The organism is Comamonas testosteroni TK102, assembly GCF_000739375.1.
GTDB lineage: Bacteria > Pseudomonadota > Gammaproteobacteria > Burkholderiales > Burkholderiaceae_C > Comamonas > Comamonas brasiliensis.
This window is the reverse complement of sequence record NZ_CP006704.1, coordinates 2467541-2492545: the sequence shown is the minus strand read 5'-3', so window position 1 is coordinate 2492545 and position 25005 is coordinate 2467541. Positions and strand designations below refer to the sequence as shown.

Below are 25005 nucleotides of genomic sequence, written 5' to 3'. Positions count from 1 at the left end.
TCTGCTGGCACTCGCTGCGGCATGCCCTGGAGCAGGCTGCCCCACGTGCATCAGGGGTGTGCATCCCACTGCCGCCAGGGTTTTTGGCCCCCGAAGCAGGCAATCAGTGGGCCTTGTCCTCGGCCAGACCGCAGGCGCTGACGAACGCTGCCGTGTGCTGCAAGGCCCGGCCTATGTCCGGCTTGGCGATCCCATGCCGCATGGCAAATTGCTCCAAGGCCATCGTATCGAAACGGGTGGTCTGTATGAAGTCCAGGGCTTCGGCGCTGGTATTGAGGTAACGCGCGACCGCAGGCATGCGCAACAGCAGCCTCAGCAATGGCAGCGGAACATGATGCCTGGGAGGCTTCAGGCCCATGGCTTGCGCAAGCTCTGCCAGCAGCTCTCGCAAGCTCGGGGTCTGGGCGTCAATCGCCAGCAACTCCTGGCCCGCCATGGCGGGATCGAAGGCACAGGCCGCCACCAGCTCAGCCAGGTGATCCACGGTCACTAGCGGCAGCCAATGCTCGGCCGTCCCGGGCACGGCAACCAGCTTGCCCTGCGCAAGATTGCGTATCAGCGCCACCAGTGGCTGAGCGCCGAGAATATGGCCGCTGCGGCTGTGGCCACACACCGTGGCGGGGTGGATCACAGTCATCTGCGCGTCCCTGGCAGCCATGAGCTCCAGGGTCGCAAAATATGCCTCCAGCTTGCTTGCCTCATAGGCACCGACCTGCCGGTAGACGGCTGGCCAGTTTGTCAGCTCCGGCCGGCGAGGATCTATGCCTATGCGTTGCAGATGGTCATGGTTTTTCACCATATAGCCACCTACCATGACCAGGCGGCTGTTTTGCCCGGCCGCCAGCAGCGCCACGCGCTTTGCCCCCTGCACATTCACAGCGCGAGCCTGCTTTTGTGAAAGCCCCCAGGCGAAATGGGCACCGAGGTGGAATACGACCCGGGCCTGCTTCAGCACCGCCTGGTCGGCAGGACCAATCCCCAGCCCTTCCCTTTCCAGATCGCCGGCAACCGCAAATATCCGGCTTGCCGCCCCTCCCAGCTTGTCGACCTGCTCGCGCAGTTCGGCCAGACGCTCGGGCTGACGCATCAGGACTCTGACGTTGTGAGCTTTCGCACTCAGGTTCGCCAGCAAATGTTGACCGATGAAACCGGTCCCCCCCGTGACAAAGCACTCCGCACTCATTTCCCCGCTCCTTGGTTTGGTGAGGAATCAAATGTAGAGTGTCGACCTCACTCTATAGTCAAGCGGTATTTTCATGAGAATCGGCGAACTCGAAACCCGCAGCGGCGCCAGCCGCCACACCTTGCGCTACTACGAGCAGATCGGCCTGATCTCGCCCATGCGGCAAAGCAACAACTATCGCGCCTACACCGCGCAAACGCTGCAGGACCTGGACTTTATCCAGCGCGCCCAAAGCATGGGGTTCTCGCTAGCGGAAATAGGCCAGATCCTGGATGCGCAGCGGAACCAGACTATGGATTGCGCCGAGGGTGCCAAGCTCATCGAGAAAAAGATGGCGGAAATCCGGCAGAAAATCGCCGACCTCAAAGACATCTATCGGTATCTCGGCGAAGAGCGGGCAAACCTCGAAGCCAGTGCGGCCAGGCAACTTGAACTGAGGCAACTGAGCGCATCGAACTGAGCTGTCGCCATGCGGAAGACGCTGCCGACCGGCCTCGAGCCCGCCCTGGCGTTTTCTGTCATCTTGCGCCTATGCACAGGCAGCCACTGCCGCCAGTCGGAGACGGGGGGCCGGGGCTTAGGCACATCAGGAACAGCCCCCGAAACTGTGCTTGCAAGACCGCAATCGGTCCCGTCCTGCGTGGCACAGCGCAGCTTGCAGCCGGCAAGAAGCACAGGGTTTTCACTAGATAGCGTCAACTCTCCCACAGAGAAGCTCGCATCAGATATCGACAACGCTTATAGCTACAGGCAAATAGCATCTACTGCCAAGGCTCCGGAATTTCTATATTTCATTTCCATGACGGCAGAACTTCGTGAACAGCACTGATGGTGTGGACACGGCTCGGCCGATATCTTTCAGGAGCCTTCCATGCCCATCTCTTCACGCACCCGCCGCTGCACAAAGGATCTCACCGGCCGCTTCGGCCTGCTCTCGCTGGCTGTGGCCGGCGCCTTGTCGGCCCTGCCTGCCTCGCGGACGCTGGCCGCCGATGCCTACCCCAGCAAGCCCGTCAAGCTCATCGTGCCTTTTGCGGCCGGCGGCTCCACCGACATCGTGGCCCGCGTGATTGCCGAAGGCATGCGAACCACGCTGGGGCAGCCTGTGATCGTGGACAACAAGGGCGGCGCCGGCGGGCTGATCGGCAGCGAAGCCATTGCCCAGGCCGCTCCCGATGGCTACAGCATCGGCATGGCGACCGTGAGCACGGCCACCATCAATCCCCTGCTCTACCAACGCGCCAGCAAGATCGAAGGCAAGCTGCTGCCGGTGGCCAATCTCGTGACCATGCCGTCGGTCTACATGGCTCACCCCAAGATGGGCGTGAACAACTTCAAGGACTTTCTCGCCAAGATCAAGGCCCAGCCTGGCGCCTACAGCGCCGGGGTGCCGGGCCTTGGAACGCTGGGTCATCTCATGGTTGCCTCGTTCAACGAGACCATGAAGACCCAGATCCAGATCGTGCCCTACCGCGGCAACGGCCCTGCGCTCAACGACGCCCTGGCCGGAATGGTTCAGATCATGACCGACCAGTTGCCCTCGGCCATGCCCCAGATCAAGGGCGGCAAGCTGCTTCCGGTGGTCGTCGCTTCGCATGGCCGCTCGCCCGATCTGCCCAATGTGCCGACCTTCAAGGAGCTGGGCTACGACGAACTCAATGAACTCGGCATCAGCTGGTTCGGGCTGGTCGTCCCCGCCAACACACCGGCCCCCATAGTCAAGCAGTTGCAGGACGCGGCCGTCAAGGCCGTGCACCTGCCCGAGGTGCAAAAGCATCTGAAGAATCTGGGCGCCACGGCTACCGAGACGGCACCCTCCCAGTTCCCGGCCCAGATTGCCGCTGAACTCAAGCGCAACAAGGCCCTGCTCGACAAGGCCGGCGTCAAGCCCGAATAAGAGCTGGCTCAGCACCGGTCGCAAACCTCGCCCGGTTGCCTGCTTTTCACACCCTGTCTTCTTCACCACAGCTCAAGGAGCCTTTGCCATGCAAGCGATGAGCGCCCTGCAGGATTTTTTTCAACGCGAGACACCACGCATGACGACTTTGGCCGACCAGATCTGGTCGCTGGCCGAGTTGCGTTATGCCGAAAATGCTTCGGCCCAGTTGCACAGCAGTGCCCTGGAGCAGGCTGGCTTTCGCATCACGCGTGATGTGGCTGGCATTCCCACCGCCTTCATGGCCGAATGGGGTGATGCCGGCCCGGTCATTGCCTTGCTGGGTGAGTACGACGCCCTGTCAGGTCTGAACCAGCAAAGCGGTGCTCTGGTGTGCACCCCATCCATCGACAGCCCTGGTCTGGCCGGCCATGGCTGCGGCCACCATCTGCTGGGCACTTCGGCACACTTTGCCGCCATTGCGCTGCAGCAGCATCTGAAACGCACAGGCCTGAGCGGACGCGTTCGCTACTACGGCTGCCCGGCCGAGGAAGGCGGCTCCGGCAAGACCTTCATGGCCCGCGCTGGCGTGTTCAATGATGTGGATGCCGCGCTGACCTGGCATCCGGCCAGCTACACCGGTCTGTTCAGCCAGAGCACGCTGGCCAATATCCAGGCCAAGTTTGTCTTCCACGGCAAGGCCTCGCATGCAGCCCACTCGCCCCACCTGGGCCGCAGCGCCTTGGATGCCGTGGAGTTGATGAACGTGGGGGTGAACTATCTGCGCGAACACATGCCCTCCGATGCCCGCGTGCACTACGCCATCACCGATAGCGGCGGCCTGTCGCCCAATGTGGTACAGGCGCGCGCCGAGGTGCTCTACCTGGTTCGGGCAGCGCGCAACCACGAAGCCGCCGAACTCTATGAACGCGTGCAGAACGTGGCTCGCGGCGCCGCGCTGATGACGGACTGCAGGCTGAAAATCGTCTTCGACAAGGCCTGTTCCAACCTGTTGCAAAACAGCACGCTGAACAGCGTGATGTATGCGCAGATGCAGGCACTGGGACAGTTGCAGGCCGATGCGCAGGCGCATGCTGTTGCCGGCCAGTTCCAGGCCACGCTGGACAAAAACGATGTCGACGCCGTCAGCCGCCCGCTCGCCAGCGTGCTGCGCGGCAGGGTGCCGGCCGTCTTCGAGGGCCTGATGCCCTACGACCCCGATGCCAGCGACATCATGTTCGACTCCACCGACGTGGCCGACGTGAGCTGGATCACGCCCACGGTTCAGGCCTGGGTGGCCTGCTATGCCTTTGGCACGCCTTTGCACTCCTGGCAGATGGTCTCGCAAGGCCAGTCCGGCCTGGCTCACATCGGCATGGTACATGCTGCAAAAATTCTCACGGCCACCGCCGTGGAGTTGTTGGCCCGGCCCGAACTGCTGGAGCGCGCCAAGGAGGAGTTGCTGCAGCGTCGTGAAGGCAAGCCCTATATCTGCCCCATCCCCCCCGAGGTAGCCTTGCCTTTTCTGCGCAAGTAAGAGAGAAGAGAGCCCCACGTCCCTGAAAGCGATCACAGCACTTCGCTTGCCAGACTCCCTACGGGCGTCTGGCAGGATTGATCGTTCATCCTGTACTCCTGCTTGCTCTGCCTCAAAGCGACGGCTGCCAAAGCTTGATGCAGCACAAGCACTCCGGCGGCCCCAGCAGCCATAGTGAGCCATGCCCGCAAGACTGCGGAGACTCAACAGGGAGGAACCATGAAGCTGATGATCGATCTCTTTTCCACCGACTACGGGCTGATGAGCCTGGCCGTGATTGTGCTGATTATCGTCATGGCCGCGTTCTTCACCCGCCTCTTCCTGGGCAAGATGAAAAACGTTGCAAACACCCCGCTGGAATAATCGCGATCCTCGCTGCATGCTGCGTATGTACTGCCTTGAGTTGCTGGCGGGATAACGTGAATTGAACGCAAAAAACCGGAGACCTCGCTATTCCCCGGCAATTTACATATCCAGGACGAGTGAATCAGTGCAAGCACTCTCAGCCCCTCTTGCAGGGGCTTTTTCTTGCCTGGAGTTTCTGTGGATGGGTGTCGAAGACTTGGCGATGGTGTTTCAAGGCATTCTTGAATCTCTACGCGTCAAGGAGCAAGAGTCGATCAAGAGTGCCTGGGGCATTTACTTACCGAAGAAAATCCAGCGGCAGTGAAGCGCGCAGCAAAGCCCGCTGCACTTCAGGCTTATCGCCACGATCCGCCATGCCAGCGGCAAACACCGCGTTGGCCGCATAAAGACCGACAGCCCGGAATGCCTGTGCGCCAGCGCACAAGCAGGAAGAAAGTGCCAAGGTCAAGCGCATGTATGCCAGTCCCTCTCTCGCATCACATGCCTTGAGGAACCGCTTGTTGCGGGGAGGATAGCCACTGCCGATTCTTCCGCTCCGAACGCTGCAACACTCCGTGAATCAAAAGAGAGTTCAACCGGTGGCGCCATCAGCTGGTTGCGACTTTCTGCGTCTGCATCGAGGCAATGCGCCTGAAGCCATGCCAGGAGCACGTCCTTGTCCATGGGCTTCGCGATGTAATAGCCCTGTCCTTCATAACAATCCATGGCGAGCAATGCCTGGCACACGGTGGCGCCCTCGATGCCTTCGGCCAGCACGCTCAACCCGAGCTTGCGACCCAGTTGAACGACCATTTCCGCTATCCGTGCGCCGTCCGGTTCGCCAAGCTGACACACAAAGGATCGGTCAATCTTGATCCGATCCAGAGGAAGCTGCTCCAGATAGCTCAGCGAAGAGTACCCGGTGCCAAAATCATCGATGGCGATGGAGACGCCCTCTGCCCTCAGCGCCGACAGCGTTGATTTCAGCAAATCCGTGGGAAGCGCCGCCACGGATTCGGTGATCTCCAGCTCCAGATGCTCCCCTCGCAAACCGCTGCCGGCAAGTGCGGCGCAGACCATATCGAGAAATCCTGGGTCCTGAAGCTGCACCGTCGAGACATTGACGGCGATGCGCTGCGGCGCGACTCCTGTATCCAGCAATTCGCGCATCGCTGCACATGCGGCCATCAGCACCCATTGGCCAAGTGCCACAATGAGACCCGAGTGCTCGGCAACGGGGATGAACTTGTCCGGAGGCACGAATCGGCCATCCTCTGTACGCCATCGCAGAAGCGCCTCAATTCCAACGACGCTACGCGTCACCAGGTTGAGCTGAGGCTGGTAGACCAGAAACAGCTCCTGGTTCTCGATCGCCTCTCTGAGCTCGGACAACAGCAAGGCACGAGATCTCGCCTCGGCCCCCATCTGGTCGGAGTACTGCAGCTCCTGACTGCGGTGATCTCGCTTCGCACGCTTGAGTGCAATCGTGGCATCCTTGACCAGGTCCGCCCCTTCTCGAAACTCTTGAGGCAAAAGCACATAGCCACAGGTGAGCGAGACCTTGTAAGGAGCCCCATCAATACTCAGCGGTTGGCGCACGCACTCCAGCAGACGCCTGGGCTGCACCTGCGCGATGGCCCCCAATACCCCGAAGGTATCCGCACCCAGCCTTGCCAACAGCACATCGCCTGGCAGCACATCTTCAAGACAGCGAGCAACGCGCTCCAGCAGACGGTCCCCGAACAGATGCCCCATCAGGTCATTCGTAGCACTGAAATCGTCAATATCGATCAGCGCCAGAATGTAGTCGTGCAGGCCTTGTCTTGCGCATTCATCGACTGCCTCGACAAAATGGGCGCGATTGGGAAGATTCACCAGAGGATCATGATAGGCACTCTCTTTCAGGCGCCCGAGCAGGCCGCGGTTGTGCAGCAATGTGCTCAGATTGGCACAGAAGACATCCAGCAGTTGCGGATGCAGCACGGCATGATGCCTGGGCACGTCGATAAACACCGCGAAGTTCTGTCCATCGTCGTGGCCGATATGCAGTGCCAGTCCGCCAGTCTCGCCGTAGACATTGCAGCGGCCCTCAACGGCCTTTCTTAGCAAGCCCAGCTCTGAGGTCTGCGGCAACAGCTCCAGAGGACACCCGATCAGCTCGGAGAATCGGCCCGTTGCCGCCTGCACGAAGTAGCAACCGTCGGGATTGGCCAACTCCTGGGCACAAACCACACCCACTTGTGCAACCTTCAGCAAAGCCGCCAGTTGTGTCAGTACGCCGGATGCGAATTCGTAGCAATCCTTGATCTCCAGCAGAGATGCACTGGATCGCAGAACATGCTCCAGGTCGCCTCGGCTTGTGTCCGCCGCGCACAGCTGCCTGTAGGAGCGAACTGCCGTGGCAACGATGACGTGCAACCGATCAGCAGTCAATTCCGCTCTAGTTCTGTAGTCACTGATGTCATTTTCAATCAGCGCATCGAGCCCGGGCTCCTGCCCCGGTTGGCCGGAAAGAAGAATGATGCGGGTATTGCGCAGGGCCGCAACATGACGTATGAAATGCACCAGATCGATTCTCACGCCCGCCCGCTCCATCGCAAGATCGAGTATGACCACGGCCAGGTCGCTTTCGCTCAAAAGCAGCTGTCTTGCCTCGTCGCCAGAAAACGCATTCAAAAACAGCAGCGGGCGCTCGAACAGCATTTGAGCCTGCAGACAAGCACCGCTTGCCGCATGAACCTCGGCATCGTCGCTCACCACCAGGATGCGCCACCTCGGCCCAGACCCCGGATCCACGCTGGGCGTCGCATCGGTGGCGACCGGGCGTGAGTGCCCCCCCCCTGGTGCTGGCTCAGGTCTCATGCTCGAGAGACTGCATGGAACAGGACGAGAGGCAGACCTGATTGCGCCCGCCACGCTTTGCGACATACAGCGCTTCGTCAGCGAAGCCATACGCGCTGTCGAAATCGCCGCCCGCAGGTGCCCAACTCACGCCAAAGCTGGCGCTGACACGGCTTCCATCGGGCAGATCGAAATCACAGATTTCAATCGCGCGCCGGAGATCCTGTGCAAGTCTCTCGGAAACGTCCGCACTCTGACGAGGCAGCACAACAGTGAACTCTTCACCGCCGACTCGGCCGATCTGCGCAGAGGAAGGTACCACGGCCTGAAGACAGGCAACAACGCCGAGGATGACCTTGTCACCCGTCGGATGACCAAAACTGTCGTTGATTCTTTTGAAGTGATCGATATCCAGCACGATCAGTGAAAGATCGTCATGCACGAAGTACTGGTTCACCAGCTCGATAACGGCAGCTCGGTTCAGGACCCCCGTCAGCGTGTCGTGCGTGGCCCGGTGTTCAAGCTCCGCCGCCAGATCCTGAAGCCGGGAATTCAACTGATTCATCTCCAGCTCCGCGCGATCGCTGCGCCGCACCAGTCGGCGCGTTTCTCGCAAAAGCCTTTCGTATGCAAGAAGCAAGTCACCCAATGCCTGCCTGCATTGAGTTGGCGCTGTGCAGGCGCAGACGGCATGTGCCGCTCGCGCAGTCAAAAGAGCCTGATTCTCTGCTTCAAACAGATCTGGCGACGCTGTAGTGCCAGGGCTGTCCATTCAGGTTGCTCCAACTGGATGGGCGACAAACTCGAGAGCGGGAAAATCCTCGCTGAGCTCCTGCCCGAACTCGAGAATCGTGTCGTCTTCTTCATCGTGATACCAGTTGAGCACCACGCGATTACCGGCCTCTGTGCAATTGCTCAGAGCCTCTATCAAATTGAAGAGCATTTTGGTGCTGGAGCTGTTGAAATACGCCAGCGCAATATTCACTTCGATCCTTGTCTCTGTCTGAGCGGACAAGTAGTCCTTGAGCCGAGAAATGATGTCGCTGTAGAAAGCTGCAGCATTTTCCGGATAGGACTCGCCACGCATGCTCAAGGTATGCGCATCAAAAATGAAATCCACCTCGGGAGAGCTGGGCGTTGGGGCAATGTAGAGGTTTTCCATCAGTATTCTTTATTCGTTGACGGTCTCGCCGTGCCTATATGGCCGCCTTAAGGTAGAAAACCGGCGAGTCGCCAGACTCTGCGTCGAAGTCGAACTCCAACGGTTCCCTGGCATCCCGGGCAACGGTCAAGAAACCCATGCCCGCACCCTTGCTCCCCTCAGGCGTCTCCTCGCGAAGTGTCTGTCGATAGGCTTGCTTGATCTCTTCAAGCGTCATGCTCCGCAGTGCATTCAATTTCACCCTCAGCGCTTCGGCCATCAGTGGCTCGATAGGATTGGCGCAAAGCAGCAAAAAGCTGCCGTCCTCCTCTCGACGAATGCAGACCGAGCCATGACGTAGCTCCCCGTTGTTCAGACTGGAGGGAGTCAGCGAATCAGCTGAGTAGTGAATGATGTTCTGCGCCATCTCCACAAACGAGGAAAACAGCTTGCGTCGGGTTGGAGCGGCAACCCCGGCAACTTCAAGCTGCAACTTCACTGCATCGGCCATAGCCGCAACTATGTGCTGCGAGAAATACCCGACGTAGTAGAAAATGACCTGGTGCTGACGCGCCAAATTGAAGAAGGATCCGTACTTCTCGGCAATCATGGGGGAAGGCATATATGGGCCTTGAGACTAGGTACGAAAACAGAAAAAGGTCAGATCGTCGCGGCGGTGGTGTTCACCTTGCCAGACACGCAGAGATTCGAGCAAGGCCATATTGATCTCTGAAGGAGACTTCTGCCGATGCTCAAGCAGTGATTCACGCACCCGGCGCTTGCCAAGAGCGATACCGCGTGGACCGCCGATCTGGTCAATCAGTCCATCGGTGCTCACAAAGACAAGCGTGCCGCGGGGAAGGCTTACCTCCTGGTTAAGCCAAGCGAAATCGATTTCGCTGTCGACATAGCCGACTCCCTTGCGCTGTCCCTCCAGCATCTCAACAGTGTCCGTATCGGGACGCAGCAGGAACATGGACAGCCGTGCGCCCGCAAAGCTCAAGCGCCCGTTCACGGGCTCAAACCAGAAGCAGGCCGCATCCATGCCATCGTCGGAGCCAGGCGTTGCATCCTGACCGTTCATCTGACCCAGCATCTGCTTGATGCTGCGATTGACATGGCCCAGCAGGCTGGCGGGGTCGCGAGGCCCGTTCTGCGCTATGGCCTGGTTGAGGCTGGTGGAGGCAATCAGCGTCATGAAAGCACCGGGCACGCCATGTCCCGTGCAATCGGCCACGGTCGCGAACCAGCCATCGGCATCGGTACTGAACTGGTAGAAATCGCCACCGACGATATCGCGCGGCTCCCAGACCAGATGAGCTGCGGGACAGGCTCTGGCGAGCGCATCCAGGGAGCTGCGAAGTGTCGACTGCTGAATCACGCTGGCATATTCGATGCTGTGCATGATCTGGCGATTGCGCGAAGCCTGCATATCCGCCACCACGCGCATGAGTTGCAGCCCATTGCCGGTTCCGGCAAACGCGCCATCGCGGGTGATGATGAAGCCGTCGGAAAGTGCCTTTTCGCCGTATTCCACGGTTCTGAAAGTCAGGGCATCGATGTCCAGAGCCGCGTCCACGATCAGCGGCTCTTTGTCCATGAATGCGATACAGCTCTTGCGACCATAGAGTTCCATGCGGAACTGCTTGCTCATCTGCGACAGGAAGATGTTACGGTTTATGAGTCCGATGGGCTGTTTGCCCTCAACAACGGGAAGACTGACAAGGTCACGGTAGCGGTTGAAAACCTCCATGACTTTCTCATTCGTGTCATCGGTCGTCATGCACGGGACCTCGGTGCAGAGATCGGCAGCACTCGGTGGACGAAAGCGTGGCCGGAAGTCGCTCAGATACTCGGAGATTTCAGGCATGCAGCATCGCCAAGGGAATTATTGTGAGTAAATGTTACGCACGCTATATGGCGATTTCATGACAAAGCAATGGTGAAGCCATTTCACTGACACATTCAACAGTTCACAGCAAGGAAACGGCCTCCTGCAGCCTCTGTGGAGTTTCAGCAAAGACGCTTTACAGAGTGCACACGTGATCAAAAAAGATTCCAGCCTTGAACGCTGCATCGAAGCATCCTGCTTGTGACTGGAATCAGCGCCATGTGACTTCCGCTCCCCTGCATCCTGTTCTAGGCGGTATCGTCATCGGCACTGTTGTGTGGACGTTCGATGCCTGCCGCTATACCGGGCCGGCATTCCAGACTTTGTGCGAGTGCTTGGCTAGCCCATTCAGCCTTGGCTACTACTGGGCAAGCTGCTGCTGACGATGACCTGCATCGGCAGCGGCTTCAAGGGAGGTGAGGACACTGCACTGTTCTACATCGAGCCGCACTGGGTGCCACGAAGCAACCACCGCCTGGCATCAATGTGTCAAGATTGCTGCATCTTCTCAAGAAAGCGAGTGCAGGCCACCAGGCTTCCTGCACTCGCCTGTTTAGTTCTGAAGTCAGAACGTATGGCGCAAGCCCGCGCCAAAGCCCGTCTGGTTCACGCCCGGCATTGGCGCTCCTCCAGCCTGAGCGCTGCTGGCTCCAAAAGCCGCATTGCCGCTGTTCTTCATATAGCCCAGCGAGGCATAGACTGCCGTGCGCTTGGAGAGGCTGTAAGTGCCACGCAGCACCATCAGCTGCCCCTTGTCCGCGTTGTCCTTGTAATTGAGCTGGTTGTACTGGGCATCCAGCGTCCAGGGACCCATGGGGTAGCTCACACCGACAAACCACAGGTCATTGCGCGGTGAGGCGATATATCCGTCGTTCTTGCGACGCATAAAGCCGGCACCAATCCTGGCGCCGCCCCACTTGACATAGCCATTGAGCATGCTGCGCTTGTCGGTCTTGTCGCTGCTGCTCAGTCCTGCGAAAGCGCCGGGGCCGCCACGCAGCTCGTCATGGGCCAATGCGGCACCCCATGTCGCGCTGTCGTACTTGAGCATGGCCGACCACTCGCGGCAGGTCTTGGAGTCCGTACTGCTCTCACCTGCGCAGTTGGTGCCTGAAGGACTGGGGCCGGCATTGACGGCATCGCGCCCAAAGCTATAGGTCGCGCCAATGGTCAGGCCCGAAAACACGCCTTTGTAGGAAATCGCATTGTCGGCGCGTGCATTGGGGAAGTAGCTGTCCAGGCTGGCCATGCTGTGCAGGCTCGGGCCGATCACATCGGCATCGAGCACGGACCAGAACAGCATGGTGTACTGGCGGCCCAGGCCCAGCGAACCCCAGGATCCGTTCAGGCTGACGAACGATTGGCGGCCGAAACCGCGTCCGCCCTGGTTGAGCGCGCCGCTATCAGGGCCTATGCCCATCTCCAGCGTGAAGGATGCGCTCAGGCCGCCGCCCAGATCCTCGCGGCCGCGAAAGCCCAGGCGCGAAGGAACGCTGCCCGAGAGATTGGGCATGCGCGTCAAGGTGGAGCGGCTCGCGCCCACATGATCCATGGTCTCGACGGCCGTGTCCATGATGCCGTAGATCTGCACTGACGATTGTGCATGGGTAAAACCTCCCACCCCTAGTAGCGCGACAGCGCCTGCTATTTTTTTCAGCATGAATGTCTCCAGTTTCCAATTTCGTTTAGTTATTTGCATGCGTGGCTTGATTCGATTGGTCTTTTGGGTCCTGAACCTCCTTCCGGGTCTATGGGGAAACGCGCTTACTTCTGCAGCGACCTGAGCCATTCCCGACATTCGGATGCAGCCGCGACAGGCCACTCGACACAGATCGTCTTGTCCAGCTGACGCACCTCTACGCGTATGAACTGGCCGGAGTTGCGCGTGTTGCGAGCAGTGCCGAAGATGCGCGACCACCAGCCAGCATCAGGGCTTGCGTCCTCGGTGCTGGCCGTGACGATCGCATCCATGGGATCTCGCGGAACCGGGCCGGGAACCGGCGCCGGTGCAGGATCGGGCGCAGGAGCCATTTCGGGCCGGGTGACGGCCTGCCTGGCCACAGCAGGCGCAACCGGCGCCAGCGAAGCCGCGCTGGGCACATCGAGAGCCAGGCCACCAGCCTCTATGCGCGCCGCCAGATTGCTGCCGAACTCCTCCCACAGGCGATCGGCCTTGGTCTTCATGACCGACAGGCCGAAGGCGCCCAGGCGGCCCAGCACGTCGACATTGACCTTGATCCGTAGATCGGTGCCGCCGTTGGCAGCAGGCGTCAGAAACACTTCGCTGGTCTGCTTGAGCGAACTGGCCACCGACGCATCCTCGCCCGTGCCTTCGACGCGCATGTATTCCGGAGCCTTCTGCTCGACGAGCCTGGTCTTGAGCTTGAACCTGGCGCTGATGAAGGAAATCTTCTGGTGCATCTCCGCCACGTATTCCGTGGGACTGATGACCTCGATGGACTTCATTCCGGGCACGGCGCCGGCCATGATCTGGGGATTGAGGAGCAGCTCCCAGACCTGCTGGGGAGGAGCTGAAACGGTCAGGGTTTTTTCAATTTCCATGATGCATCTCCTGTGCTGCATGCAGCACGGACTCGACGATTTGGGTGTAGCCGGTGCAGCGGCAGAGATTGCCGCTGAGGCCGTGGCGCACTTCCTCGCAGCTGGGCTGGGGCGTGTTCTTGAGCAGGTCGCAGGAGGCCATGATGAAACCCGGCGTGCAGTAGCCGCATTGCAGGCCGCCGCACTGCATGAAGTTCTTCTGCAGGGGGTGCAGCTGGTCATTGGCGGCCAGCCCTTCGATGGTGGTGATGCTGCGCCCATGAACCTGCACGGCCAGCATCAGACAGGATTTGATGACTTCACCGTCCAGCAGCACCGAACAGGCGCCGCAGGTTCCGGTCTCGCACCCCCGCTTGGTGCCGGTCAGATGCAGGTCATCCCGCAGGAAATCCGATAGCAGTCGCCGTGATGCGACTTCGGCACTGTGCGATTCGCCGTTGACCTGGCATTCGATGCGATGCGTGCTCATGCGGCAACTCCTTCATTGATATCGATTCCGAACAGCATGGACACCGTGCGGCGGGTCACCACGCCCACCATGGCGCGGCGGAACTCGCTGCTGCCGCGCAGGTCCGAGACCGGCTGGATGTCCTCGGCCACGATGGCGGCGACCTGGGCAGCAAGCTGCGCATTCACGGTCTTGCCACGCAAGCAATCCTCGGCGCGGCGCAGCCTGGTGGGAACGGGCGTGGATGCGCCCACGACCAGACGTGCCTGATGGCATATCTGCCCTTCTCTTTGCACGACCAGGGCCACGCTGACCAGGGGCCTGTGTTCTGCTGCCGTGCGCAGAAAGCGCGTGTATTCCCCCTGGGTGCCGGGCGCCTGCAGCGGAACCCGGATTTCCAGCAGCAGCTCATCGCTCTGCATGGCCGTGGTGTAGTAGTCGACCAGGAACTCTTCCATCGACAGCACGCGCTCTCCGCGTGTGCTGCCCAGAACCACCGAGGCATCGAGGGCCATGAGGCAGCCGGGCGGGTCCGTGGAAGGGTCGGCATAGCAGAGATTGCCGCCAATCGTGCCCTGGTTGCGCACCTGGGGATTGGCCACCTGCGCGGCCATCCGGGCCAGCACCGGTGCATGCGCTTTCACGAGCTCGGAGCGAGCCACATCGATATGGCGGCTCATGGCCCCGATACGCAGACCTTGGCGCGGATCGAAATCGATGCCATGCAGCCGGGGCAGCCTTGCCACCGAGATCAGGTGAGTGGGCGCAAGCATGCGTTGGCGCATGGCCAGCATCAAGGCCGACCCGCCCGCAATAATGCGTGCATCGTCGCCTTGATCGGCCAGCATCTGGCTGGCCTCCGCTACCGAGCTGGGCTCCGCAAAATCAAATTCACGCATGGCTTGCTCCTTGCTGCTGCTTGTCGCGCCATGCAGCCAGCACTTTTTCCGGGGTGATGGGCAGATCGGTGATGCGCACGCCTATCGCGTCATAGACGGCGTTGGCGATGGCTGGTGCGCCTGGCAGGATGGCGGTCTCGCTGGCACCCTTGGCGCCATAGGGGCCGTTGGGATCGGTGGACTCCACCAAGCCGCCGCGCAGCATGGGAACCGCATCGGCGGTGGCCATGTTGTAGTCCGCGAAATTGCCGTTCGCCAGGCGTCCGCCCTCATAGTGCAGTTGCTCATACAGCGTCCAGCCTATGGCCTGAACGGTGGCACCATTGGTCTGGCCGTGAATCGCAATCGGGTTGAGCGCCTTGCCGCAGTCGTCGGCGACATAGCTGTCGATGACGCTGACCTGGCCGGTCTCGATATCCACTTCGACTTCGACGGCCTGGGCGGCGTAGGAGTAGGCTGCGGCGATATTGCCGTAGAGCTTGTCGTCATGCATGACGGTCTTCGGGTCCCAGGTCCCGGTGACCTGGATGCCACCGCCACCATGGCGCCAGATATGCTGGCGTGCCAGCTCGGCCACGGTGCTGCGGCGTTCCGGCTCGGCGCTCACATAGACCGCACCGCCTTCCAGCGTCAGCGCATCGGGCGGCGCATCAAGGCGCTCGGCAGCCAGGCTCAGCAACTCCTGGCGCGCCTTGCGCGCAGCGATGATGGCCGCGTTGCCGCCCGACATGGTGACACGTGAAGCCAGAGTGCCCACTGCCACCGGAGAGACATCGGTATCGGGCGCAAGCACATGAATATCGGCCAGAGGCAGGTCCAGCTCATGGGCCACGATCTGGCTGAGCATGGTGCTCGCCCCCTGGCCCATATCGCATTCACCGCTGATGAGAAAGACGCGACCGTCTTCGTTGATCTTGATGACCAGCGTCGACCCGTCCCAGTTGCCTATGGTGCGGTTGCCGCTCACATGCATGGCTGCCGCCATGCCCACACCACGGCGCTTGGTGCCCGAGGCCTTGGTCGCTTGGCGCTTGCTTGACCAGGCGATGGCTTCGGTGGCCTGGTCTATGCACTCCAGCAGTCCGGTGCTGCCGATATGCCAGCCGTGGATCGAAATTTCTCCGGCCTTGAGCGCATTGATCTTGTGCACCTGCACCGGGTCCAGCCCGAGCTTCTCCGCCATGGTATGAATATGGCTGTTGAGCGCGAACTGCATCTGAGTTCCACCAAAGCCACGGAAGGCGCCGCGCGGCGGATTGTTGGTGTAGTACAGCGTCGCTTGCGAGCGCACATTGGGATTGCGGTGCATATTGTCGCTGCGCATGGCGCTGACATGCATCACATCGCCGGCAAGGCCGGCATAGGCGCCGCATTCGGCAACAATGCCCACCTGCTTGGCGACTATGCGGCCGTCCACCTGCATGCCCAGCTTGAGAGTGATGCGCTCCGGCACGCTGGCACATGCTGCCTGGAAGTCCTCCAGCCGGTTGTTGACCAGCCGCACCGGGCGCCGGGTATGCAGGGCCAGCAGGCCGGCCAGCAACTGGTTGTCGTCCTCCACGATCTTGCCGCCGAAGCCGCCTCCGGTAGCGGCCTGAATCACACGCACGCGGGAAATGGGCAGACCCAGGGTCATGGCCACCTGCATGCGCACCAGATTCACGGCCTGGGTCGAGGTATAGAGCACCAGCCGGCCATCGGGGTCCAGCGAAGCCACCGTGGCCATGGGCTCCATATAGCCGGGGTACTGAGAATGCGTGGTGTAAGTGGCTTCGTGGATCAGATCCGCGGCGGCAAAACCTGCCTCCACGTCACCGCGCTCGAACTGGATATGCTGGGCCACATTGTTGCGTCCCGGGTGGATGCCGAAGGCCTCCTCGTCCATGGCCTCCTCGGGCGTGAGAATGGCGGGCAGCTCCTCGTACTCGACCCGGATCAGATCCAGCGCATCGCGTGCAATCTCGTCGGACACGGCGGCCACGGCAGCCACTTCCTCGCCACAATAACGCACCACACCCTTGGCCAGGACGGCTCGTTCCTTGTGATGCGCCCCCCAGAGTGTGGCAGGCGCATCCTCACCGGTCAGAACCGCCTTGACGCCAGGCAGCGAGCGCGCCTCGGCAGTGTCTATGCGAACGATGCGCGCATGCGGGTAAGGGCTGCGCAGAACCTTGCCATGCAACATGCCGGCAAGCTTGAGATCTCCAGCGTAGACGGCCCGGCCAAGCACCTTGGCCTTGGCCGTTACCTGCGGAGTGTCCATGCCCAGCGTGGATCGAGATGAAAGAGCAGATGTCATATCCGTGCCTCGCGGCAGAAGGCCCGGGTCGCTGCGGACCCCGGGCTTGTGCCACGTCAGTCAAATAGAGGTCAGTTCGAATCGCCCAGGCCTGGGCCTGCGCGATTGCTCGGTTTCACTCGGCCGCGATGCCGAGTTCCTTGATGGCCTGGCCCATCACCATGTACTCGCGTTGATTGAGATCGCTGAGCACCTTGGGCGATCCGCCCGCAGGCAGGGCGCCGAAGACCGCGAGCTTTTCCACGACTTCGGGCTCTCGCAAAATGGCATTGAGGTGCTCATTGAGTAGATTGATCACCGCTGGAGGCGTCTTCTTCGGCGCGAAGAAACCGTTCCAGGCGCCGACCACCACATCCTTGTAGCCCAGCTCGGTCAAGGTCGGCACGGCGGGTGCAAGCGATGAGCGCCGGGTATCGCCTATGGCCAACGCCAGCAGCTTGCCGGAGTCCAGATACTGGCGCACCGGTCCGAAAGTGACCCAGGCCGTATCGACATGACCGGCCACGACGTCGGTCACCGAGGGCCCGACGCCGCGGTATGGAACATGGGACAGCTTGACGCCAGCGGCCTTGTTCAGCCATTCGCCGGCGATGTGCATGGGCGAGCCGGCACCGGGGCTGGCATAGGAGACGGTGGCTCCACTCTTGGCCCTGGCAATCAGCTCGGGCAGGCTTTTGACACCGAGCTTGGGGCTTGTGACCAGCACCAGGGGCTGTGTGGCAGTGTTGATGATGGCTTCGTAGCCCTTGAGCACGTCGTAGGCTGCAGCGCCCGACAGCTTCATGACCAGGGGCGCGGTGGTGAAGGGGTTGGGAGTGAACAGCAAGGTGTAGCCGTCGGCACGTGCACGGCCCACCATGCCGTTGCCTATCGCGCCGCCAGCACCCGGACGGTTGTCGATCAGCACGGTCTGCTTGAGCCTGTGGCTGAGCTTGTCGGCAAAGAGGCGGGCGATTGCATCGGTATCCCCGCCTGGCGGGTAGGACACGATCACCGTGATGGGCTTGCTCGGATAAGTCTCTTCAGCAAGCACCGGCTGCGCAAGCAGCGTGCCGCAGGCAAGCGCGGTAAAGCAAAACTGGCGTCTATCAACTGACATGGTCGCCTCTCCTTGGGCCGTGGGTATAAATCTGGTGCCTCGTCTCACTTGATTTATTAGTGAAACATTGAATCGCAAGAGAAACAATAGACGGAGTTATACGCTTATAGTTGATTGATCAAATTGCCGTTTTCACTATTGACATCTGAATTTGTTATTTCCGGTGGAACAATGGCGCATGAACAAGAAAACATGCGAAACGCCCTGGTCGCAGCTCAATGCGCAAGGCGACGGATTGACGGTGGACGACTTCATCACCACCTTGATGAGCCAGGTGGGAAATGCTCTGCGGCGCACGATTACCGTGCCCTATGCCGAGAAGCACGATCTGACAGTCTCGGAGTGGCGCTTGCTGGCCTTGATTGCCCACGCCAGGCGGCTGGCCTTCTCGGATCTGGTCATACAGTCCACTTCGGACAAGGCCCTGGTGAGCCGCGCTCTCAAGCGGCTGCAAGCCAAAGGTCTGGTGGATCTGCAGGGTGAAGGCAATACGCCGCGCAAGAAGATTTTTTGCCGGATCACAGAACAGGGCGAGACCCTGCATGCACAGGTTATGCCCCTGGCGCGTGCCAGCCAGGCTGCCGCCATTCGGACCTTGCCCGAAGATGAGCGCAACGCCATGTACCGGGCCTTGATGCGCCTGCGTGCACATTGCGAACAAGCAGCCACCTTGTCCGCCGAGCAAGAAGCGGGTCTGGACTAAAGCGGGATGTAGCGTGTCGGGCAAGCGCCGAGAGACTGCTGCAAACCATGTACACGCCAGTGCCGGGGCCAGCAGGCCAGACCGCATAAGGCGGCCCAAGGTGAGTGACGTGCCAGGGACACCTATTTCAGGGCAACAGGTTCCGAAACCGCAGCTTTCGGCGCTGCATCTGAAACCACCGGCCCTCGTTCGCCCCAAGGCCGTCCAAGCCTGCGCGCACATCCTCGCCCCACCCTCTCGCGCAAAAGGCAGCACTCGGCAAGTCCTGAAATGCCATGCCGTCAGACAAGAGGCCATGCCGTTGGGTGTAGAGCCTGCTTCCCGTCGCCCCAATGGTGCATGGCGCTGACGGCGTGCCCGCCATCAGGCTTTGACAAGGCACCAGAAGCCCGGGCCGCAGCAAGACATCGCGCCATGCCACGCGGCCGTCCAGGGCCTTTGGCCAGATCTGGCCGTAGCGCAGGCCTGCATGCCACGGATTTCGCTCATGCGAGCTTGCGTGCCTCTCTGCAGCACGCCATCGACCAGAACGGCTGCCGGGGGCAGCGGCCGCTCAGATCGCGCAGGCCGAGGTCTCGGACGGCAAGGCCACCTGCCAGGCGTCATAGCCGTAGACCCAGTCGGCATTGCCGCCGGCCCGCAGCCAGTTGTTGCCGCGCGAGCCGATCTGGATCTGGCTGGTGCGCTGCTTGCGCATGGCCTCGTAATTTTGCAGGGCTTGCGGCACGCCATCGGCGTCCTGCGCTGCATCGAGATTGCGCGCCAGCACCACGGCGTCCTCGATCGCCATGCCGGCCCCCTGAGCCATGAACGGCATCATGGGATGGCTGGCATCCCCCAGCAGCGATACCCGACCCTGCGACCATTGCGCAAGCGGATCGCGCTCATACAAAGCGGTCTTGAGCACGCTGTCGCATGCATCCAGCAAGGCTCGCGCATGAGGGTGAAAGCCCGCATAAAAGCCGCGCAGCTCGCTTACGCTGCCTTCAGTGGTCCATGACTCCTCGTGCCAGGACTCCTGTGCCGTGGTGGCGAAGATAAAGGTGTCGCGCCCCTGGTTGAGCGGAAAGGTCACGATCTGACTCTCCGCTGTCGGCCCCCACCATTTGGTGAAGGCCCCGATATCGGGAACATGGCGTACGCGCTCGGTAGGCACCACGGTACGGAACGCCACCACACCGGTAAAGCGCGGATTCTCGGCGCCGAACAGGGCGGAACGCACCACCGAATGAATTCCGTCTGAGCCGATCAGCGCATCCAGCCCCTCAACCTGCGTGCCGTCGGCAAATTCCACGGCAACGCCGGCATCGTCTTGGGCAATCCGGCTGACGCGTCTGCCGAACTTCACCTGCTCGCCGGGAAAAGCATCGGCCAGTGCAGCCAGCAGATCGGCGCGATGGATGGTGAGCTGCGGCGCGCCGTACTGGCGCTCGGCTTCGTTGCCCATCGTCAGGCGCGAGGTTTCCTCGCCGCTGTCCCAGTTGCGGCTGATGCGGTGCGTGGGACGGGCCGCCGAGGCGCGCACGGCCGCCGCGATGCCGGCACCCAGACCATCGAGAGCGCGCACGGCATTGGGCGTCAGATTGATGTCGGCCCCTACGCGCAGATATTGCTGGCTTTGCTCGAACACCGTCACCTGGTGTCCGCTGCTGTGCAACGCATTGGCGGCGGCCAGGCCGCCGATGCCGCCTCCCACAATGCCTATCTTCAGTCCTGTCTTGCTCATGCTTGCTCCTTGATATGGGTATGGGTTTCTCGGGTCGGTCCATGCCGGCATCCTGATCCCGGTGCCAGCCAGTGTCGGCAAGAGCTGCTTCGGCGTGAAGCGCAGCACATCCTTAAAATGGCACAAATCGTCCCAAATCCTCCATGAAGCAAAGCAGCGACCATTTAAGCGATGTACTGGCCATCTGCCGGGCCGAGCGTGCGGTAACGGCGCGCTTTTTCCTGAACGCCCCCTGGGCGCTGGCCTCCGAAGGCGTGCCTGGCACCATGATCCGCATCGGCCAGGGGCAGCCATACTGGCTGCAGGTACGAGGCCAGGCTCCGGTACAGGTCATGCCGGGCGATCTGGTGCTGCTGCCGCTGGGCAGCCCGCATGTCATGGCCTCGGATCTGACGCTGCCACCGATTTCGTTCGCCCAGATGATCGAGCGCTTTGCCCAGGGTCCCAAGGACGAGAACCCGCTCACCTTCGAGCATGGCGGCAGCGGGGCCAGCAGCCGCATCGATTCGGTGCTGCTATGGATATCGGCCCACTGCCGCCACACCATCTTGCCCCTGCTGCCACCACTGCTGCATATACCGGCACACCAAGCCGCACCGCCAGCCATCCTGGGCCATGTCCTGCAGACGCTGATAGAGGACTCCCTGGCACGGCGCCCCGGCTGGCGTCTGGCGGCAATGCGTCTTGGCGAACTGGCCATGGTCCATGTGCTGAGCAGCTATTTCGCCGCACAGCAAGAGCATGAACAGGGCTGGGTGCGCGGCCTGGCCGATGCGCAGATTGCCACGGCCCTGGCCGCCATCCACGGCAGCCCCAGCCATGACTGGACCCTGCAGACCCTGGCCAGGGAAGCCGCCATGTCGCGCTCGCGCTTTGCCGAAAAATTCAAGGCACTGGTCGGAGCATCGCCGATGGCCTATCTGCTGCAGCAGCGCATGGCCCATGCTGCCCAGCAGCTGGAATCGGGCCTGCCCCTGGTACAGGTCGCCGAGAATTGCGGCTACGAATCGGAGCGCGTCTTTGCGCGCGCCTTCAAGCGCTGGTGCGGCCTGCCGCCACGCGCGTACCAGCGCGAAAACCAGGCGCTCCGAAAAGAGTTTACGGCGCTCAAATAAGGCTCTGCTGCCGTTGCCGGGCAGAGCCACCGCAGGCATCTTGAATCTGCCGCAGCTCAAGCGGCAATTACAGGCACAGCCGCAGTCAGTAATGCGGTGGCAATTCGTCGCGCAGATTGCGCACCGCCGCACCGCCGCCCTCGGGCGCCTGGCGCTTCAGCTCCCGCACTTCGCCAATCAGCAGATCGATCTGCTGCTGCTGGCGATAAATCGTCATATTGAGCTGCTCAAGCAAATCCTCGGTGTAGCTGGCCTTGATCTCCAGCTCCATGATTCGCTCTTGCAGCGCTTCCTGGCTGTCGCTCATGCCTTGAGTGCCTTGGCAAGGCGGGCAATGCCTGCGCGAATCTTGTCTTCGTCGGCAGTGGCAAACGAAAGGCGGAAACTCGATGCGTCGGGGTTTTGCGCATAGAACGGAGCACCGGGCACAAAGGCCACGCCCTCTTCGATGGCCTTCTTTGCCAGCACTCCGGCATCCGCCAGCTGGCCACGAGCGCCCGTCAGACGCACCCACATGAACAGGCCGCCCTCAGGCTGCACGAACTCGATGGCATCGCCCAGTTGCTCACGCAGTTCATCGCCCATGGTCTTGGCGCGCTTGGCATAGACCTCGCGTACATGAGCCAGGGTCTGAGGCATGACGCCGGACTTCAGGTACTGGGCGGCAGTGGCCTGGGCAAAGGTGCTGGTATGGGCATCGCTGAACTGCTTGCACATCACGGCGCGAGCCAGCAATTCGGGTTGGGCGATCAGCCAGCCGATGCGCAGGCCGGGGCTGAGCACCTTGGACAAGGAGCCGCAGTGGGCCAGCCACTCGCGGCTGCCGGGAACTTCGCGCGTCAGCGACAGCAGGCTGGCAGGTGGCGCCTCATTGAAGTACAGGTCGCCATAGGGGTCGTCTTCCACCACCAGCGTCTGGTACTTGACGGCCAGCTCCAGCACTTTCTTGCGACGCTCCAGGCTCAGCATGGCTCCGCTGGGGTTGCCAAACGTGGGAATCAGGTAGACCAGCTTGGGCTGGTGCTCGGCAATCAGCTTTTCGAGCTCATCGGTCTTCACGCCATGCTCGTCCACAGGTGCGGAAATCACCTGCGCGCCATAGAGACGGAAGCACTGGATCGTGGCCAGGAAAGTCGGCCCTTCCACGATGACCTTGTCCCCCTCGCCCAGCATGGTCTTGCCCAGCAGGTCCAGTGCCTGCTGGCTGCCCGTAGTGACGACGAGCTGATCGGGCGCCACGTCAGGCACGCCCTTGCCGGCCATGAAGGCCGACAACTGCTCGCGCAGCGGCTGATAGCCCTCGGTCGCACCGTATTGCAAAGCAGCACCCGCCTCCTGCTGCAGGGCAGCGGCAGAGGCTGCGCCGATGCCGGCTACGTCAAACATGGCGCTGTCCGGAAAGCCCCCCGCAAAGCTGATGATTCCGGGCTTGCCCAGCAGCTTGAAGAGTTCGCGGATCGCAGAGGTTTCTACGTTATCGAGTCGTTTGGCAAATTGCATACGTTTTTTGGTTAAAGCGCTACAGGAATCTCGTCGCTGCTTGAGCGGCAGGCTTGCATTGTGGCGCGCGAATCGCCCCAGAGACAGGAAGTGGCTTTTATGTAGGCGCTATTCCATGCAGCAGGTAATCAAACTCCTGCCAATCTATTGAAGTTGATAGCAATTGTTAATTGCGCATAACTTCGTGTCTCAAACTTTGAATTGGACAGCGCCAAGCCTCTGACAAGAACATACGCCTACCGATCCACGGACCGCGTATTTAACGGATTTTTTCACTTGTTTTTGGGATGGAGGATTTATGCGTACTAGTTTTACCAGCAAGGCCTTGTCTGCCGCTATCAACGGCAAGACCCCGTTAAGCCTGCGCAGCCTGTGTGCCGTGGCTCTGGTTGCCAGCCTGGCAGCCTGCGGCTCCAGCGGCTCCTTGCGCAGTGATCTCGGACCCGACGGCACCGGCGGCGGCGACGTGGTTGCCGGTGGTGGCACAGGCGGTGGCACAGGCGGTGGCACAGGCGGCACGGGCGGCGGCACGGGTGGGGGCACGGGCGGCGGTACCGGTGGCGGCAACACCGGTGGCGGTGACGGCGGCACGGGCAATCCGCCCGTTGCAAGCACCCCGCTGACTCCCGTGCGCGAAACCGTGGCCGATGTCACAGGAACGCTGACCGGCACCACCGGCGTCATCAGCGATGTCAACAATATCGTGACCTCCACTCTGGGCACGGCCACCAGCGGCACGCCTCTGAGCGGCGTGGCCCAACCTGCCAGCGGCATTCTTGGCAATGTGAACAATGCCGTCAACAGCGTCGGCAGTGGCGTCAGCGCGGGCCTGGGCCAGATCGGCAAGACGGCTGACCCCATAGGCACCACCTTGCAAGGCGTGGCTCCCGCCGTCGGCTATCTGGGCGCTGCGGTCACTTCGGCAGGCAAGACGGTCAGTGCGCTGGATACTCCTCAGCTTGGCGTGGTCGGCGATGTGGCGGGCCTGGCGGGCGGCACGGTGCAAATCCTCGGCACCACCGTTTCCGGCGTCGAAGGCACGGTGGCTCAGCTGACCAGCAATCCGCTGGTCTCGGGTCTGACCACTCAGGTCAGCCAGGTCGCAACGCCGGTGTTGAGCACCGTCCTGGGCACCACCCAGAATCTGGTTCAGACCACGGGCCTGGGCCAGCCAGTGAACAGCTTGCTGGGCACTGTGGGCGGTGTGGTCAATCATGTAGGAGCTTCCGTCACCAGCACCGGAGTTCCGGTTGTGGCTCCGCTGGGCGGCGTGGTTTCGGGTGTCGGCCAGACCGTGGCCGGCCTGGGTGGCGTGGTGACAGGTCCCGGCACACCTAGCGGCGGCCTGCTCGGTGGCGTGCTCGGCAATGTCACGGGCGGCGCGGGTGGCTCTGCCGGCGGCTCCGGCAATATCGTCGGCGGCGTGCTGGGCTCGGTCACGGGCCTGGTGGGTGGCGTGACTGGTGGCGTGAGCGGCGGCGGCAATGCCGGCAGCCCGGTTGCAGGCGCAGGCAATCTGGTCGGTGGCGTGCTGGGCGGCGTGACCGGGCTGGTCGGCGGTGTCGCAGGATCAGCAGGAGGCAGCGGCAATGCCGGCACCGCAGTCACGGGCCTGGTCGGCAACACCGTGGGCACGGTCACCGGCCTCGTGGGCGGCGTGCTGGGCGGCGTGACCAATGTCACGGCTGGCGCAGGTGCTGCAGGTGGCGCAAGCGCCTCGGGCGGCCTGCTGGGCGGTCTGCTGGGTGGCAATCTGGCGCTTGGCCTGGGTGGTGGAGCGGTAGCCACCAGCAAGTAAGGGAAACAGCGGTGGCCAGTGCACCGCTTGAGCCTGGCCCGC

At 61.6% G+C, this 25005-nt stretch carries 23 protein-coding genes; 8 read left to right on the top strand and 15 right to left on the bottom strand.

The window, feature by feature from the left end; genetic code table 11:
- Nucleotides 1-103: 103 nt before the first annotated feature.
- Complete coding sequence (locus O987_RS11335) at nucleotides 104-1183, bottom strand: SDR family oxidoreductase (RefSeq protein ID WP_043372259.1); 1080 nt, start codon at nucleotides 1181-1183, stop codon at nucleotides 104-106.
- A gap of 73 nt (nucleotides 1184-1256) precedes the next feature.
- Here O987_RS11335 and O987_RS11330 point away from each other — a divergent pair, with 73 nt between their 5' ends.
- The 5 genes from O987_RS11330 (at nucleotide 1257) to O987_RS29655 (ending at nucleotide 5266) form a co-directional block, all read left to right on the top strand.
- On the top strand, nucleotides 1257-1643 hold the full coding sequence (locus O987_RS11330) for a MerR family transcriptional regulator (RefSeq protein WP_043372258.1): 387 nt from the start codon (nucleotides 1257-1259) through the stop codon (nucleotides 1641-1643).
- Nucleotides 1644-2054: 411 nt separating this feature from the next.
- Nucleotides 2055-3080 (top strand): tripartite tricarboxylate transporter substrate-binding protein, encoded by a 1026-nt coding sequence (locus tag O987_RS11325; RefSeq protein ID WP_003056031.1) that lies wholly within the window; start codon nucleotides 2055-2057, stop codon nucleotides 3078-3080.
- 88 nt (nucleotides 3081-3168) lie between these two features.
- Nucleotides 3169-4596, top strand: a complete 1428-nt coding sequence (locus O987_RS11320; protein WP_043372255.1) for a M20 family metallopeptidase — start codon at nucleotides 3169-3171, stop codon at nucleotides 4594-4596.
- Between the two features lie 219 nt (nucleotides 4597-4815).
- The gene (locus O987_RS27965) at nucleotides 4816-4959 is read left to right on the top strand and encodes a DUF3149 domain-containing protein (RefSeq protein ID WP_003056033.1); all 144 of its coding nucleotides are present in this window, start codon (nucleotides 4816-4818) and stop codon (nucleotides 4957-4959) included.
- Between the two features lie 184 nt (nucleotides 4960-5143).
- Nucleotides 5144-5266 (top strand): hypothetical protein, encoded by a 123-nt coding sequence (locus tag O987_RS29655; protein ID WP_268746957.1) that lies wholly within the window; start codon nucleotides 5144-5146, stop codon nucleotides 5264-5266.
- Nucleotides 5267-5406: 140 nt separating this feature from the next.
- Here the strand turns inward: O987_RS29655 and O987_RS11315 are convergent, their stop codons facing one another.
- From O987_RS11315 to O987_RS11265, 11 genes are all read right to left on the bottom strand, one after another.
- Nucleotides 5407-7644 (bottom strand): putative bifunctional diguanylate cyclase/phosphodiesterase, encoded by a 2238-nt coding sequence (locus O987_RS11315; RefSeq protein WP_043376363.1) that lies wholly within the window; start codon nucleotides 7642-7644, stop codon nucleotides 5407-5409.
- A gap of 148 nt (nucleotides 7645-7792) precedes the next feature.
- On the bottom strand, nucleotides 7793-8554 hold the full coding sequence (locus tag O987_RS11310; protein ID WP_043372253.1) for a GGDEF domain-containing protein: 762 nt from the start codon (nucleotides 8552-8554) through the stop codon (nucleotides 7793-7795).
- Nucleotides 8555-8944 (bottom strand): DUF1987 domain-containing protein, encoded by a 390-nt coding sequence (locus tag O987_RS11305; RefSeq protein WP_003056039.1) that lies wholly within the window; start codon nucleotides 8942-8944, stop codon nucleotides 8555-8557.
- Nucleotides 8945-8978: 34 nt separating this feature from the next.
- Nucleotides 8979-9545, bottom strand: a complete 567-nt coding sequence (locus O987_RS11300; protein WP_003056041.1) for a SiaB family protein kinase — start codon at nucleotides 9543-9545, stop codon at nucleotides 8979-8981.
- A gap of 15 nt (nucleotides 9546-9560) precedes the next feature.
- Nucleotides 9561-10793 (bottom strand): SpoIIE family protein phosphatase, encoded by a 1233-nt coding sequence (locus O987_RS11295; RefSeq protein ID WP_043372250.1) that lies wholly within the window; start codon nucleotides 10791-10793, stop codon nucleotides 9561-9563.
- Between the two features lie 586 nt (nucleotides 10794-11379).
- Nucleotides 11380-12474 (bottom strand): porin, encoded by a 1095-nt coding sequence (locus O987_RS11290; RefSeq protein WP_043372249.1) that lies wholly within the window; start codon nucleotides 12472-12474, stop codon nucleotides 11380-11382.
- Between the two features lie 104 nt (nucleotides 12475-12578).
- Nucleotides 12579-13376 (bottom strand): CoxG family protein, encoded by a 798-nt coding sequence (locus O987_RS11285; RefSeq protein WP_043372247.1) that lies wholly within the window; start codon nucleotides 13374-13376, stop codon nucleotides 12579-12581.
- Entirely contained in the window at nucleotides 13366-13845 is a 480-nt protein-coding gene (locus O987_RS11280) for a (2Fe-2S)-binding protein (protein WP_003056048.1), read from the bottom strand. The genes O987_RS11285 and O987_RS11280 overlap by 11 nt, the downstream gene beginning before the upstream one ends.
- Nucleotides 13842-14723 carry an FAD binding domain-containing protein gene (locus O987_RS11275; RefSeq protein WP_043372244.1) on the bottom strand — a complete coding sequence of 294 codons (882 nt, stop codon included), beginning with the start codon at nucleotides 14721-14723 and terminating at the stop codon, nucleotides 13842-13844. The genes O987_RS11280 and O987_RS11275 overlap by 4 nt, the downstream gene beginning before the upstream one ends.
- Nucleotides 14716-17022 carry a xanthine dehydrogenase family protein molybdopterin-binding subunit gene (locus O987_RS11270; RefSeq protein WP_043372243.1) on the bottom strand — a complete coding sequence of 769 codons (2307 nt, stop codon included), beginning with the start codon at nucleotides 17020-17022 and terminating at the stop codon, nucleotides 14716-14718. Before O987_RS11270 ends, O987_RS11275 begins: the two co-directional genes overlap by 8 nt.
- 115 nt (nucleotides 17023-17137) lie before the next feature.
- The gene (locus O987_RS11265; protein WP_043372241.1) at nucleotides 17138-18121 is read right to left on the bottom strand and encodes a Bug family tripartite tricarboxylate transporter substrate binding protein; all 984 of its coding nucleotides are present in this window, start codon (nucleotides 18119-18121) and stop codon (nucleotides 17138-17140) included.
- Between the two features lie 178 nt (nucleotides 18122-18299).
- Between O987_RS11265 and O987_RS11260 the strand changes: the two genes are divergently transcribed.
- On the top strand, nucleotides 18300-18824 hold the full coding sequence (locus O987_RS11260; protein WP_003056055.1) for a MarR family winged helix-turn-helix transcriptional regulator: 525 nt from the start codon (nucleotides 18300-18302) through the stop codon (nucleotides 18822-18824).
- 553 nt (nucleotides 18825-19377) lie between these two features.
- On the opposite strand, the gene O987_RS11250 is transcribed toward O987_RS11260, so the two are convergent.
- Entirely contained in the window at nucleotides 19378-20550 is a 1173-nt protein-coding gene (locus O987_RS11250) for an FAD-dependent monooxygenase (protein WP_043372236.1), read from the bottom strand.
- Nucleotides 20551-20693: 143 nt separating this feature from the next.
- Here O987_RS11250 and O987_RS11245 point away from each other — a divergent pair, with 143 nt between their 5' ends.
- Nucleotides 20694-21665 (top strand): AraC family transcriptional regulator, encoded by a 972-nt coding sequence (locus O987_RS11245; protein ID WP_043372234.1) that lies wholly within the window; start codon nucleotides 20694-20696, stop codon nucleotides 21663-21665.
- A gap of 85 nt (nucleotides 21666-21750) precedes the next feature.
- On the opposite strand, the gene O987_RS11240 is transcribed toward O987_RS11245, so the two are convergent.
- On the bottom strand, nucleotides 21751-21972 hold the full coding sequence (locus O987_RS11240; protein WP_003056058.1) for a SlyX family protein: 222 nt from the start codon (nucleotides 21970-21972) through the stop codon (nucleotides 21751-21753).
- Nucleotides 21969-23165, bottom strand: coding sequence for a PLP-dependent aminotransferase family protein (locus O987_RS11235; RefSeq protein WP_043372231.1), 1197 nt, complete (start codon nucleotides 23163-23165; stop codon nucleotides 21969-21971). Before O987_RS11235 ends, O987_RS11240 begins: the two co-directional genes overlap by 4 nt.
- 298 nt (nucleotides 23166-23463) lie before the next feature.
- On the opposite strand from O987_RS11235, the gene O987_RS11230 reads away from it, so the two are divergent.
- Nucleotides 23464-24963 carry a collagen-like triple helix repeat-containing protein gene (locus O987_RS11230; protein WP_043372228.1) on the top strand — a complete coding sequence of 500 codons (1500 nt, stop codon included), beginning with the start codon at nucleotides 23464-23466 and terminating at the stop codon, nucleotides 24961-24963.
- Nucleotides 24964-25005 lie beyond the last annotated feature (42 nt).